This is a genomic window from Microbacterium sp. YJN-G (assembly GCF_015040615.1).
Lineage (GTDB): Bacteria > Actinomycetota > Actinomycetes > Actinomycetales > Microbacteriaceae > Microbacterium.
This window is the reverse complement of record NZ_CP060402.1, coordinates 322,989-335,932: the sequence shown is the minus strand read 5'-3', so window position 1 is coordinate 335,932 and position 12,944 is coordinate 322,989. Positions and strand designations below refer to the sequence as shown.

Sequence of the window (12,944 nt, the reverse complement as noted above, 5' to 3'; positions counted from 1 at the left end):
CACCCCGGCACGCGAAACGCGCCGCAGACCGGAGTCTGCGGCGCGTTCGCCGGTTCGCCGGTTCGCCGTGTCGCTCAGCGCACTCAGCGCGTGACGGGCGCCTCGCTGGGCAGGGCATCGCCGATCAGGGCGAGGTTCTGGATCGCGGCGAGACCGTACTGCGCGGCGTCGTTCGTGCCGAGCGAGGGCACCTCGTCGACAGGATTGAGCACCTCAGGACCGGTGAGACGGTGCAGCTCGAGGTCGCGGCGGTGCAGCAGCCACTCCCCGACGCCCTCGAACGCCTCCCAGGCACGCCGCGCGGCATCGCCGTCTGCGGTGCGCGCGGCGGCGAAGGCCAGCAGGCGGCTGTGCGCCTGCTCGAGATGGATGCCGGTCAGGGTCTGACCGACCGCCGCCTGCTGCTCCTCGGGAGAGGCGAGGTAGAGCCGGCAGTAGTCGATCCACGCCTCGCGGAAGCCCGGCACATCGACGAGGTCGATGAGCTCGCTGCACACCTCGACGAGGCCGAAGACCGCGCTCAGGTGCGAGACGGCGATGCGCTCGCGACTGGTGTCGAAGCGCCCCCGCTCGATGTCGTAGAGCGCCTCGCCGGTAAGGAAGCCGTTCGGCAGTGCCGCGATGTCGGCCATGGTGCCCAGCAGCCGGTCGCGCGAGCGCTCGTTGCCGGTGCGCTCCCAGTCGGCGAGCCAGGTCGCCGCCAGGGCGCTCCAGTCGGTGCCGAGCCCCACGGCGAGCGCCTTCGGGTCGGGACGGTAGGTGGCGGCGTCCTCCCGCACCTTGCGGGTGGGGTCGGTGTCGAGGAAGCGCTCGTCGCTGTCGCGCAGCTCGTCGAGCAGATCACCGGTGCGCTCGTCAGCGGTGAGGTAATGGAAGATGCGCCGGTAGACCGGGCTGCTGATGCGCAGCTGCTTGGCGCTGCATCCCCAGTGCTGCACGTTGTGCCGTGACCCGAGGCCCTGCCAGCGGCCCAGGTGATAGACGTCGACCTCCCCGGTGTGCCGGGTCATCGCCTCGGCGAAACGGAACACATCGGCGCGGCCGCTGCGCAGGTACGAGTACCAGAGCCACAGGTCGGGTGAGAGCTCGCTGTTGTCCCACGCGTATCCGCCGACGTCGTACCGCCACACGTGCCGGTCGAGGTCGTAGGTGTGCATGATGTCGCCGTAGTCCCAGAACCCGTACCACCGGCGCTGGTCGACCTGGCCGAGGTAGAAGTCGAGCAGGAAGTCGAGGCTGTCCTCGATCTCGGCGCGCAGCGGGGTCGAGCGGTCGATCGGCGCCCAATCGCCGAACACCCCCGCCTCGTGCAGGTGCTGCGGTGTGGGCTGCAGCAGCGGAGGCCGCTGCAGCTGCTCGACGGCGGATGCCGTCTCGGCGGCCGAGGGGGTGCGGTCGTGCGCGAACAGTGTGATCTCGTGCGTGCGGGCCACGCCGTGCGGGTCGCCGAAGCCCGGCTCGTAGTCCTCGTAGGTGATCTCGAGTGCGTCCAGCTGCGAGGCGTAGTCGTCCTGCCCGAGACCGTCGTGGTAGAACCGCAGGTCCATCGGCTCGGCCGCCGGGGCGTACAGCCAGGCGGTCAGCTGCGCCCGGTCGCCGGTCAGGTCGCGCAGGTCGAGCTGGCCGGGGCATGACTGCCAAAACGAGCGGATGCCGATGGCGAAGCCGCCCTCGGGATCGCTGATCGACGCGTACCCCTCGGCGCGGGTACCCGCCCCGGCGTCGATCCACGCGTGGCCGGCTCCGGTGCGCTTGCGGATGCGGAACCCATCGGCGCTGAGCTGGGTCAGGGTCACATCGGCCCACGCGGGGATCAGATGCAGGCGCTGCGACACCGCCGGCTTCCAGGTGGCCGGATCACCGGTGGGGCGGCCGGCGATCTGCGCCGCACGCACGTCGTGGCCCGGGTCGCGGCGCAGGCCGGTGATGCCGCGCACCGCCTCGGCGAAGAGACCGCCGCCGGCGCCCGCCAGGCGGACGTGACGGTCGTGCAGCGGAGCCCGCAGGGGCACGTCGGCGCGGATGCCGAGCCCGGCGAGGAAGTCGCTCTCGGCGTCGCCGTCCCAGATCACCGTGTGCACGAGGCGCAGCTGCGCCGAGCCCGCCACCGCCACCACGCGCACCCGGAACGGCAGCCAGGCGCGATCGCCGCGCTCCTCGCGGTGGACGCCGTCGATGCGGATCACGGCGCGCGCCGGCCCGCGCTGCTCGACGGCGACACCGTCCACGCGGCAGCGGAACCGGCGGCGGGTGCCGCCGCCGTCCTCGTCGATCTCGTCCTGCAGCAGGCTGACCAGCCGCACATCCTCGGCGACCGCGCGGCCGCCGCGCTCGACGCGGTGCAGCAGCACGTCGTCGCCCACCCGACCGATCGCGACGCGCAGCGCTCCGGTGTCCACGACCACCCGCTCCCCCTCGTCGACGCGAACCGGCGCCGAGGGGGCGGGCGGCTGCTGCGCGGCATCCGCTTCGGTCACGACGCAGTCGTCGGGGACCGGACCCGCGCCGATCGCGCAGCCGGCCCACTTCACCGAGCCGTCGGGCCAGGTCGCGAGCGGCCAGAACTGCGCCGGCACGTCGGCGCCGGATGCCGTGCGCAGCCGCAGGCCGCCGGTCGACGCGAGACGACCGCGGGCGACGGGCACACCCCAGGTGGCGCCGGCGGGCAGTGCCTCGGGGGCGTGGCCGTCCAGCCAGCGCAGCGGGATGCGGAGAGAATTGCCGGTCACAGTCGGTGAACCTCCAGATTGCGGTAGGTGGCGGTGAGGGGTGCCATCTGCCGGAAGCCGATCCGCCCGGCACCGGCACGGGGCCCGGTGGTCTCGTCGTCGTCCCACTGGAACAGCGGCAGCCCGTCGATGCTGAACTGCACCCGGCCCGCGTCGTGCACGAGCTCGATCCGGTAGAAGCTGCCGCGCGCATCGCGCACCGGGGGCAGCGGGTCGGCACCCTGCGCGACGAGATGGAACCCGGGCGACTTGCGCAGATTGGCGGTGTGGAAGGCGCGCTCGTCCTCCCAGCGACGGCGGAAGTACGACACGTGCAGGGTGCGCAGATCGCTCGAGTGGTACTGCGGGTAGGCGCCGCTGCGCGGTGCGAGGCCGGGGTCGAAGATGCCGCCGCCGGCCGCAGCCGCGGCGCCGAAGAACAGCATCGCAAGCCCGGGTTCCTCACGGGGTGAGAACTCCCAGGTCACGCGGATGCGGTCGCCGAACACCTCGGGGCACCACAGCGTCCAGTGGTCGTCGTGACCGCCGCCGCTCGAGAGCAGCAGGCCGTCGTCGCCGCGTCGCGCGTCCACCGGGCCTTCGGCGACCCAGTCGGCGATGTCGTCGGGACCGGTGAGCGCGTTGCGGTACAGCAGGCTCATCCCTTCACCGAGCCGATCAGCATGCCCTTGGCGAAATGCTTCTGCAGGAACGGATAGAACAGCACGATCGGCAGGGTGGCGACGATGATCACCGCGAACTTGATGCCCTGCGAGGGCGGCAGCTGGGTCGGATCCTGTTCGACGACGGTCATGTCGGTGGCGACGGTGACCTGCCGCAGGAACATCTGCAGCGTCCACATCGAGTTGTCGTTGAGGTAGAGCAGCGGCGACATGAAGTCGTTCCAGATGCCCACCGCGTAGAACAGCGCGAACGTGGCCAGCACGGGCTTCGACAGGGGCAGCACGATGCTCCACAGGGTCTGCAGCTCGTTGGCGCCGTCGATCTTCGCCGACTCCTCGAGCTCGTTGGGCAGCTGCTGGAAGAAGTTCTTGATGATGATCAGGCTGAACGGGTTGATCGCGGCCGGCAGGATCAGCGCCCAGTAGTTGTCGAGTAGACCGAGATCCTTGACCACGAGGAACGTGGGGATCATGCCGCCGCCGAACACCATCGTGAACACGATCAGCGACAGCATCACCCGCCCGCCGGGCAGGTTCGCCTTGCTCAGCGGATAGGCCATGGCTGCGGTCAGCACGAGCTGCACGATCGTGCCGACCGCCGTCACGAGGATGGTGGTGATCAGCGCCCGCAGGAAGGCCGGGCTGCTGAAGATCGAGTTGTAAGCCTCTGTCGAGAACGTCTCGGGCCACAGGAAGAACGAGCGCGTCGCGAGCTCGGCCTCGGTGGCGAACGAGCCGGCGAGCACGTAGATGAACGGCACGAGCGCGATGATCGAGACGACCACCATCAGCGTGATGTTGAACACATCGAACACGCGCCCGGCGGGGGTGTTGAACCGGTACTTCTCGCGAGCCATCAGAAGATCCCCGTCTGCTGGTAGCGGCGCGCGAGGGCGTTGGCGCCGAAGATCAGGATCACGCCGACGATCGCCTTGAACAGGCCGACCGCGGTCGAGTAGCTGTAGGAGCCCTGCGTGATGCCCATGAAGTACACGTAGGTGTCGAAGACGTCGGCGACCGAGCGGTTCAGCGAGTTCGTCATGAGGTAGATCTGCTCGAAGCCGGTGCTGAGCACCGAGCCCATCTGCAGCACGAACATGACGATGACGGTCGGGATGATCGAGGGCAGCGTGACATGCCAGACGCGCTGGAAGCGCCCGGCGCCGTCGATGATCGCCGCCTCGTACTGTGCCTGATCGACTCCGGCGAGCGCGGCGAGGAAGATGATCGTTCCCCAGCCGGTGTTCTTCCAGATGTCCTGCAGCACGATCAGCGGCCGGAACCAGGCCGGGTCGGCGAGGAAGTTGATGTCGGTGCCGAGCAGCGAGTTCACCAGCTGGAACAGCGGCCCGACATCGAGCGCGAACAGCAGGTAGGTGAGCGAGGCGACCACGGTCCACGACAGGAAGTGCGGCACGTAGATGAGGGTCTGCACGGTGCGCTTGAGCATCGACAGCCGCAGCTCGTTCAGCAGCAGCGCCACGATGATCGTCAGCGGGAACGCGATGACCAGGCTCAGCAGCGCGAGGATGAGCGTGTTCGCCAGCAGCCGGCCGAAGTCGGGGCTGCTGAAGAAGTCGTCGAAGTGCCGCCAGCCGACCCACGGGCTGTCGGCGATGCCGAGGAAGGGCACGTAGTCCTTGAACGCGATGATCGCGCCGAACATCGGCCAGTACCGGAACAGCAGGAAGTAGATCACGCCGGGGATCAGCAGCAGGTACAGCCACTTGAACTGGCTGAAGTGCACGCGCACGCCGCGTCGGCGCTTCCGCGGCTCATGGACGGTGACCGCCTCGGTCTGGGTCACCTGGTCATCGATCAGGAGCGTCATGATGGGTTCTCTCGGGATGCCGGGGCGGACTGCGGCCGCCCCGGCACATCCATCAGGAGTCGGCGTCCGCCAGCTCGTTGATCTCGGTGATCACGTCGTCACCGCCGCTGGAGCGCCAGCGGGCGACGGCATCCTTCAGTCCGTCGAGGTCGAGCTGACCGGCGATGTACTGGATGCGGGCATCGGCGACGATCGTGTCGAGCTGCGCGCCCTTCGAGACGTAGGTGGGCGACATGTACGGCGCGGCCGGGTCGAACTCGGCGAGCTCGAGGTCGGCTGCCTCGATCTGCTTGCGCTTGTCGTACATCTCCTGCTCGTACTCGGATGCCTGCTTCGGGCGGTAACCCTTGAAGCCGTTCACGTTGGTGCCCAGCTGCGCGTAGGCGCCGACGGTGTCCTTGAGCTCCTGCGACACGTCGTCGATGCCGACCGCGAGGTCACCCTCGAGCTCGTACGTGACACCCTCGATGCCGTTGTTCAGCAGCGGGCCGACCTCGTCGGAGTTCAGGTCGTTCAGCACCTGCAGCACCTGCTTCAGCTGCTCCTCGGTGCGCACGCTGGAGCGCGGAATCGCCAGGAAGCCGCTGTAGCCGGCGGTGGGCAGGGCATGCACCTCGCCGTCGGGGCCCTCGAGGTTGCCGGTGATGTCGACGTAGTTCTCGAAGTTCTCGGGGTCGCTCTGCTTGAACAAACCGATCAGCTGACCTGCACGCGAGTGCACGTCGATGATGATGCCGCCCTGACCGGTGAGGAACGGCTCGTTCCACTTCGCCGAGTCGAAGGTGGCGTAGTCGGCGTTGACGACGCCGTCCTCGACGAGCTGCCGCTCGAATTGCACGGCCTCGAGCCACTCGTCGGTCGTGAAGCTCGGCACAAGCTCACCGCCGCGCTCGGTCCAGCGGGTACCAGCGCCGTACCAGGTCTCGATGGCATCCCAGGGGCTGTTGGTGCCGATCGTGCCGGGCCACTTGGGGATGATCAGGCCGTAGGTGTCGTCGGCGCCGTTGCCGTCGGGGTCGTCCTCGGTGAATGCGCGCGCCACCTCGGCGAGCTCGTCGACGGTGGTCGGCATCTCGAGGCCGAGGTTCTGCAGCCAGTCCTTGCGGATGATCACCGCTTCGCGCATCGCATCCCGGGCGCGGAACACACCGTAGACCTTGCCGTTGATGCTGGACGCCTTCTGCACCTCGGGCAGGTCGGTCGCGAGGTTCGGGTAGTCGTCGAGGTGTTCGGTGAGGTCCCAGAACGCGCCGGCCTCGGCGTTGCGGACGAAGCCGGGGTCCTTGCCCTGGATGACCATCACCTGGGGCAGGTCGTCGCCGGCCAGGGTGATGTTCACCTTGTCGCCGTACGAGGCGTTGGGCACCCACGTCATCTCGAGGTCGACGCCGATCTGCTTCTCGATGGCGAGCTCGATCTCGTTGCCGTCCTTCGGCGAGGTCGTGCTGAGGAACGGCGCCATCACGCTCAGGCTCTTCAGGTCGCCGGATTCGGCCTCGTCGGAACCGCCGCTGGAGCAGCCGGTGACAACGATGGCGGATGCGGTCAGCAGGGCGAGCCCTGCGGTGGTGCGTGCTCTGGTGCTCATGGAGAACTCCTTCGTTCGGTGTAGGGGCGTTCGGTGTTGGGGCGTTCGGTGTAGGGGCGTTCGGTGTTGGGGCGTTCGGTGTTGCACGTAGGGACGGATTTCAGTTCAGGGATGCCGGCCGGGCCGTGGATGCGGAGGCGAGGCGCGCGTTCTCCTCGAGACGACGCTCGTTCGCCGCGAAGAAGGCCAGGCACAGTGCGGTGCTGGCGGTGATCCAGGCGCCGAGGGAGAGGAACGGGATGATGCCCGGCACCAGCGCGCTGGCGACGACGATCGCTGCGGCGACCGCGATCAGCAGCGCGACGTGCGCGAGGTTCGCGGCCATCCACCGCACCGTGACGCCGAGGTACGACCGCAGCGGCAGGTCGTACTCGACGTACAGCGGCACGAGCAGCGCGGCGATCACGGCGGTGACGGCCAGGGCGACGAGAGCGGCCGCCGACCAGGCGCTGCCGACGGCATCCGCCCGGAATCGGCCCAGCACCGCCGTGGCCAGCAGAGCCAGCACGAGGTGCACGGGGCCGACGACGAGGTTGGCGCGCACGAACTCTCGTCGCCAGGCGGATGCGAATGCCGGCAGGGTGCGGAAGCCCTCGCCGCGCAGGCGCCGCCGGGTCAGCTCGGCGGCGGCGACGGATGCCGGCGCGGTGCCCAGCAGGATGCCGCCGGCCAGGGCGAACAGGTACCAGAGCGCGTTGACGGTCGCCACCCAGAGCACCCACTCGAAGGCACTGTGCAGCCGCACCGCCCAGTGCGCGTGAAGGTCCTGCGTCTGCATGGGATCTCCGTCGATGTCCGTGTCGGGACGCACCCGAATTCGGGAATACGCTTTCCGTCCGGAACGATAACGGGTAGTTTGAAACGTGTCAAACACTTCGTCATTCGCAGGACTCGCTGGCTTGACAGCCGGCACCCCTCTGCATATCGTGATATGAAACGATTCAACCGATCGTCGGTGATCGGCCTCGATGAGGAGAGAAACGCACCATGACCCGCGTCGCCTTCAGGCTTCAGGTACGCCCGGAGCTGCTCGACGAGTACCTCGAACGGCACTCCCCCGTGTGGCCCGAGATGCTCGCCGAGATCGCAGCATCCGGCCGCCGCAATTACTCGCTCTTCCTCGCGGACGGCGGCACCCTCATCGGCTACTACGAGACCGATGACGACGCCGCCGCGCAGGCCTACCTCGCCGCCTCGGAGGTGGCCGGCCGGTGGGAGGCCGAGATGGGCCGGTTCTTCATCGGCCTCGAGGGCCGCCCCGACCAGGCCGCCACCCCGCTGACCGAAGTCTTCAACCTCGAATCCCAGCTCGCCGCAGCAGAAAGCACCGAATCATGAGCATCCTCACCGCCGACCATCTCGCCGCTCTCGAGAAGCAGTCGATCGAGCTGCCGTCGTGGGCGTTCGGCAACTCCGGCACCCGCTTCAAGGTGTTCGGCACGCCGGGAACCCCGCGCGATCCGTTCGAGAAGATCGCGGATGCCGCGCAGGTGCACAAGCACACCGCGCTCGCGCCGTCGGTGGCGCTGCACATCCCGTGGGACATGTGCGACTTCGGCGACCTGCGCAAGCACGCCGAGGATCTCGGCGTCGCGCTGGGCACAGTGAACTCGAACACGTTCCAGGACGAGGACTACAAGTTCGGTGCGCTCACCCACGAGGATGCCGCAGTGCGCCGCAAGGCGATCGACCACCACCTCGCCTGCATCGACGTGATGGATGCCACCGGCAGCCGCGATCTGAAGATCTGGCTCGCCGAGGGCTCGAACTACCCGGGCCAGGCCGACATGCGCGGCCGTCAGGACCGGCTGCACGAGTCGCTGCAGCAGATCTACGCGCGCCTCGGCGACGACCAGCGCCTGGTGCTGGAGTACAAGTTCTTCGAGCCGTCGTTCTACCACACCGACGTTCCCGACTGGGGCACCTCGTACGCGCAGGTCAGCGCCCTCGGCGACAAGGCGATGGTGTGCCTGGACACCGGCCACCACGCCCCCGGCACCAACATCGAGTTCATCGTCATGCAGCTGCTGCGCCTGGGCAAGCTCGGCTCGTTCGACTTCAACTCGCGCTTCTACGCCGATGACGACCTCATCGTCGGCGCGGCCGACCCGTTCCAGCTGTTCCGCATCCTGTTCGAGGTGGTCCGCGGTGGCGGACTGAACAACCCCGACGTGGCATTCATGCTCGACCAGTGCCACAACATCGAGGACAAGATCCCCGGCCAGATCCGCTCGGTGCTGAACGTGCAGGAGATGACCGCCCGCGCCCTGCTGGTCGACCTGGATGCTCTCGCCGCGGCGCAGAGGTCCGGCGACGTGCTCGCCGCCAACGCCGTCTTCATGGACGCGTTCTACACCGATGTGCGCCCGGCGCTGGCCGAGTGGCGCGAGGAGCGCGGCCTTCCCGCCGACCCGATGGCCGCCTTCGCGGCATCCGGTTACCTGGCGCAGACCGCTGCTGACCGCGTCGGCGGCGTGCAGGCCGGCTGGGGCGCCTGAGCGCATCACCTCGAGACGAGACAAGGACATCCTGATGATCAACCCCACCGCCGAAGCCCTGATCGCGCGCTCGAACCGCCTGGGCGCCGACCCGAAGAACACCAACTACGCCGGCGGCAACACGTCGGCCAAGGGCACCGAGACCGACCCGGTCACAGGTCTCCCGGTCGAGCTGATGTGGGTGAAGGGCTCTGGCGGCGACCTGGGCACCCTCACCGAGCAGGGCCTGGCGGTGCTGCGTCTCGACCGGATGCGCGCCCTGGTCGACGTGTACCCGGGGCTGGACCGTGAGGACGAGATGGTCGCCGCGTTCGACTACTGCCTGCACGGCAAGGGCGGTGCGGCGCCGTCGATCGACACGGCGATGCATGGACTGGTGGATGCTGCGCACGTCGACCACCTGCACCCCGACAGCGGCATCGCGATCGCGACCGCCGCCGACGGCCCCGAGCTGACGCAGAAGATCTTCGGCGACAGGGTCGTGTGGGTGCCGTGGCGTCGCCCGGGCTTCCAGCTGGGCCTGGACATCGCGCAGATCAAGGCCGAGAACCCGCAGGCGATCGGCACGATCCTGGGCGGGCACGGCATCACGGCGTGGGGCGAGACCAGCGAGCAGGCCGAGGCCAACTCGCTGTGGATCATCGACACCGCCGCCGCCTACATCGCCGAGCACGGCAAGGCGGCGCCGTTCGGCGGCATCCGTCCGTGCTTCGAGGCACTGCCCGAGGGCGAGCGGCGCGAGCGCGCAGCCGCCCTGGCGGCCAGCATCCGCGGCATCGCCTCGACCGACAAGCCGATGGTCGGGCACTTCACCGACTCCAATGTGGTGCTCGACTTCCTCGCCTCCGAGAAGGCGCCGGCCCTGGCGGCGCTGGGCACCAGCTGCCCCGACCACTTCCTGCGCACCAAGGTCAAGCCGCTCATCCTCGACCTGCCCGCCACGGCCACGCTCGACGAGCAGCTCGCGCGCCTGCACGAGCTGCACGCCGAATACCGCGCCGACTACCAGGCCTACTACAACGCGCACGCGACGTCCGAGTCCCCCGCGATCCGCGGCGCCGACCCGCTGATCGTGCTGGTGCCCGGTGTGGGCATGTTCTCGTACGGGGCGAACAAGCAGACCGCCCGCGTGGCGGGCGAGTTCTACGTCAACGCGATCAACGTGATGCGCGGCGCCGAGGCGCTGTCGACCTACACCCCGATCTCTGATGCCGAGAAGTTCCGCATCGAGTACTGGGCGCTCGAAGAGGCCAAGCTGCAGCGGATGCCGAAGCCGAAGTCGCACCAGGGTCGTATCGCGTTCGTCACGGGCGCAGCATCCGGAATCGGCAAGGCCATCGCCACCCGCCTGGCCGCCGAGGGCGCCTGCGTCGTCGTCGCCGACCTCGACCTCGAGAAGGCACAGGCCGCGGCCGCCGAACTCGGCGGCACCGACGTCGCCATCGGCGTCGCGGCGAACGTCGCCGACGCGGATGCCGTGCAGGCAGCCCTGAACGAGGCCGTGCTCGCCTTCGGCGGTGTCGACCTGGTCGTCAACAACGCCGGCCTGTCGCTGTCGAAGCCGCTGCTGGAGACCACCGAGAAGGACTGGGATCTGCAGCACGACGTGATGGCGAAGGGCTCGTTCCTCGTCTCGAAGGCGGCCGCACAGGTGCTGATCGACCAGAAGCTCGGCGGCGACATCATCTACATCTCGTCGAAGAACTCGGTCTTCGCGGGCCCGAACAACATCGCCTACTCGGCGACCAAGGCCGACCAGGCCCACCAGGTGCGCCTGCTGGCAGTCGAGCTCGGCGAGCACGGCGTTCGCGTGAACGGCATCAACCCCGACGGCGTCGTGCGCGGCTCGGGCATCTTCGCCTCGGGCTGGGGCGCCAACCGCGCCGCCACCTACGGCGTCGCCGAAGAGGACCTCGGCCAGTTCTACGCCAACCGCACCATCCTCAAGCGCGAGGTCGTTCCCGAGAACGTCGCCGACGCCGTGTACGTGCTCACCGGCCCCGAGCTCAGCCGCACCACCGGCCTGCACATCCCGGTCGACTCCGGCGTCGCCGCCGCGTTCCTGCGATGATCAGGGCCGAGCGACCGGCCCGCACCTTCGCTGCGGTCGACCTGGGCGCGACCAGCGGCCGGGTCATGATCGGCTGCGTCGGCGACGGCTCGGTGCAGCTCGAGCCTGTCGCGCGGTTCCCGAACGGGCCCGTGCAGCGCGAGGACGGCCTGCACTGGGACTTCGGCGCCTTGTACGAGAACATCGTCGCCGGCCTCGCCGAGGCCGTGCGCCGTGAGCCCGGCATCGAGAGCATCGGCATCGACTCGTGGGCGGTCGACTACGGCCTGCTGCGCGACGGGACGCTGCTCGCCGAGCCGTTCCACTACCGCGACGAGCGCACCGAGCGCGGCGTCGCACAGGCGCACGCGATCGTCCCGTTCGCCGAGCTGTACCCGCGCAACGGCCTGCAGTTCCTGCCGTTCAACACCCTGTACCAGTACCGCATCGACGAGCGGACGGACCAGGCGGACGCCGCACTGCTGATCCCCGATCTGCTCGCCTTCCTGCTCACCGGGCGGCAGGTCGCCGAGCGCACCAACGCCTCGACGACCGGCCTGCTCGATGTGCGCACCTCGGAATGGGATCTCGACCTGGCCGGACGTCTCGGCATCCCGGCCGGCATCCTGCCCGAGCTCGTCGATCCGGGCACCGTGATCGGCACGCTGCGCCCGGAGCTCGCCGACCGGATCGGCGCCGAGCTGCCGGTCGTCGCGGTCGGCTCGCACGACACGGCATCCGCCGTCGTCGCCGCGCCGCTCTCGACGCCCCACTCGGCGTACATCTCGTGCGGCACCTGGGGCCTGGTGGGCCTGGAGCTGGCGGAGCCGGTGCTGACGGATGCCGCTCGCGCGGCGAACTTCACCAATGAGCTCGGCGTCGACGGCCGCATCCGCTTCCTGCACAACGTCACCGGGCTCTGGCTGCTCAGCGAGACCGTGCGCGCGTGGGAAGAGGAGGACGGCACCCCGATCGTCCTGCCGGAGTTGCTGCAGGCCGCCGGTGCGGTGCCTGCCGACGTGCCACTGTTCGACGCGAACGACCCGGCGCTGAGCGCCCCCGGCGGCATGCCCGCCCGCATCGCGGCGCTGCTGCGCGCCTCCGGTGCGGACGTGCCGGCCGATCGGGCGGGACTTGTCCGGTCGATCGTCGAGTCGATCGCCTCAGCCTTCGCGGATGCCGTGCGCAGGGCGGGCGAGCTGGCCGGGCGGCCGGTCGACAGCATCCACATCGTCGGCGGCGGTTCGCTGAACCGCCTGCTCTGCCAGGCGACCGCCGACCGCGCGGGTCTGCCGGTGCTCGCGGGCCCGGTCGAGGCGACGGCTCTCGGGAACGTGCTCGTGCAGGCGCGTGCGGCGCAGGCCGCGCCCACGGCGCTCGAAGAGCTGCGCGTTCTCGTCGCCGCCGGGTACCCGCTCGAGCGATACCAGCCGCGCTGAGGGGGTGCCGGTCGTCGAGCGGCTCCGGACACGCTCCGACCCACGGCTCGTCCAACTGGGGCACCACACCTATGGTGATATCCAGCGGGCCGAGGACAACCGCGCTGAGAGGAGACCGACCATCAGCGCACCACGACGACACCGGCG

10 protein-coding genes are annotated in these 12,944 nt (G+C 69.3%); 4 read left to right on the top strand and 6 right to left on the bottom strand.

The features are described 5' to 3' along the window. Positions 1 to 83: 83 nt before the first annotated feature. From H7694_RS01565 to H7694_RS01540, 6 genes are all read right to left on the bottom strand, one after another. Positions 84 to 2,729, bottom strand: coding sequence for a Tat pathway signal sequence domain protein (locus H7694_RS01565; RefSeq protein ID WP_193597837.1), 2,646 nt, complete (start codon positions 2,727 to 2,729; stop codon positions 84 to 86). Continuing rightward, positions 2,726 to 3,370, bottom strand: coding sequence for a DUF1961 family protein (locus tag H7694_RS01560; RefSeq protein ID WP_193597836.1), 645 nt, complete (start codon positions 3,368 to 3,370; stop codon positions 2,726 to 2,728). Before H7694_RS01560 ends, H7694_RS01565 begins: the two co-directional genes overlap by 4 nt. Next, the gene (locus H7694_RS01555) at positions 3,367 to 4,248 is read right to left on the bottom strand and encodes a carbohydrate ABC transporter permease (RefSeq protein ID WP_193597835.1); all 882 of its coding nucleotides are present in this window, start codon (positions 4,246 to 4,248) and stop codon (positions 3,367 to 3,369) included. Before H7694_RS01555 ends, H7694_RS01560 begins: the two co-directional genes overlap by 4 nt. Further along, complete coding sequence (locus tag H7694_RS01550; RefSeq protein ID WP_193597834.1) at positions 4,248 to 5,222, bottom strand: ABC transporter permease; 975 nt, start codon at positions 5,220 to 5,222, stop codon at positions 4,248 to 4,250. Before H7694_RS01550 ends, H7694_RS01555 begins: the two co-directional genes overlap by 1 nt. A gap of 52 nt (positions 5,223 to 5,274) precedes the next feature. Continuing rightward, on the bottom strand, positions 5,275 to 6,810 hold the full coding sequence (locus H7694_RS01545; RefSeq protein ID WP_193597833.1) for an extracellular solute-binding protein: 1,536 nt from the start codon (positions 6,808 to 6,810) through the stop codon (positions 5,275 to 5,277). A 100-nt stretch (positions 6,811 to 6,910) separates the two neighbouring features. After that, complete coding sequence (locus H7694_RS01540) at positions 6,911 to 7,588, bottom strand: DUF624 domain-containing protein (RefSeq protein ID WP_193597832.1); 678 nt, start codon at positions 7,586 to 7,588, stop codon at positions 6,911 to 6,913. A gap of 209 nt (positions 7,589 to 7,797) precedes the next feature. Between H7694_RS01540 and H7694_RS01535 the strand changes: the two genes are divergently transcribed. From H7694_RS01535 to H7694_RS01520, 4 genes are read left to right on the top strand one after another with little or no spacing between them, the layout of a single operon-like run. After that, entirely contained in the window at positions 7,798 to 8,148 is a 351-nt protein-coding gene (locus H7694_RS01535; RefSeq protein WP_193597831.1) for an L-rhamnose mutarotase, read from the top strand. Beyond that, the gene (rhaI, locus tag H7694_RS01530) at positions 8,145 to 9,308 is read left to right on the top strand and encodes an L-rhamnose isomerase (RefSeq protein WP_193597830.1); all 1,164 of its coding nucleotides are present in this window, start codon (positions 8,145 to 8,147) and stop codon (positions 9,306 to 9,308) included. The genes H7694_RS01535 and rhaI overlap by 4 nt, the downstream gene beginning before the upstream one ends. Positions 9,309 to 9,342: 34 nt before the next feature. Then, complete coding sequence (locus H7694_RS01525; protein WP_264674911.1) at positions 9,343 to 11,379, top strand: bifunctional aldolase/short-chain dehydrogenase; 2,037 nt, start codon at positions 9,343 to 9,345, stop codon at positions 11,377 to 11,379. Continuing rightward, positions 11,376 to 12,797 (top strand): rhamnulokinase, encoded by a 1,422-nt coding sequence (locus tag H7694_RS01520; RefSeq protein WP_193597829.1) that lies wholly within the window; start codon positions 11,376 to 11,378, stop codon positions 12,795 to 12,797. Before H7694_RS01525 ends, H7694_RS01520 begins: the two co-directional genes overlap by 4 nt. The last annotated feature ends 147 nt before the right edge of the window (positions 12,798 to 12,944 follow it).

Bases quoted from the DNA above. Each gene is read 5' to 3' on its own strand.
- H7694_RS01525 (WP_264674911.1), top strand. From the start codon at position 9,343: ATGATCAACCCCACCGCCGAAGCCCTGATCGCGCGCTCGAACCGCCTG.
- H7694_RS01550 (WP_193597834.1), bottom strand. From the start codon at position 5,222: ATGACGCTCCTGATCGATGACCAGGTGACCCAGACCGAGGCGGTCACC.
- H7694_RS01560 (WP_193597836.1), bottom strand. From the start codon at position 3,370: ATGAGCCTGCTGTACCGCAACGCGCTCACCGGTCCCGACGACATCGCC.
- H7694_RS01535 (WP_193597831.1), top strand. From the start codon at position 7,798: ATGACCCGCGTCGCCTTCAGGCTTCAGGTACGCCCGGAGCTGCTCGAC.
- H7694_RS01555 (WP_193597835.1), bottom strand. From the start codon at position 4,248: ATGGCTCGCGAGAAGTACCGGTTCAACACCCCCGCCGGGCGCGTGTTC.
- rhaI (WP_193597830.1), top strand. From the start codon at position 8,145: ATGAGCATCCTCACCGCCGACCATCTCGCCGCTCTCGAGAAGCAGTCG.
- H7694_RS01540 (WP_193597832.1), bottom strand. From the start codon at position 7,588: ATGCAGACGCAGGACCTTCACGCGCACTGGGCGGTGCGGCTGCACAGT.
- H7694_RS01545 (WP_193597833.1), bottom strand. From the start codon at position 6,810: ATGAGCACCAGAGCACGCACCACCGCAGGGCTCGCCCTGCTGACCGCA.
- H7694_RS01520 (WP_193597829.1), top strand. From the start codon at position 11,376: ATGATCAGGGCCGAGCGACCGGCCCGCACCTTCGCTGCGGTCGACCTG.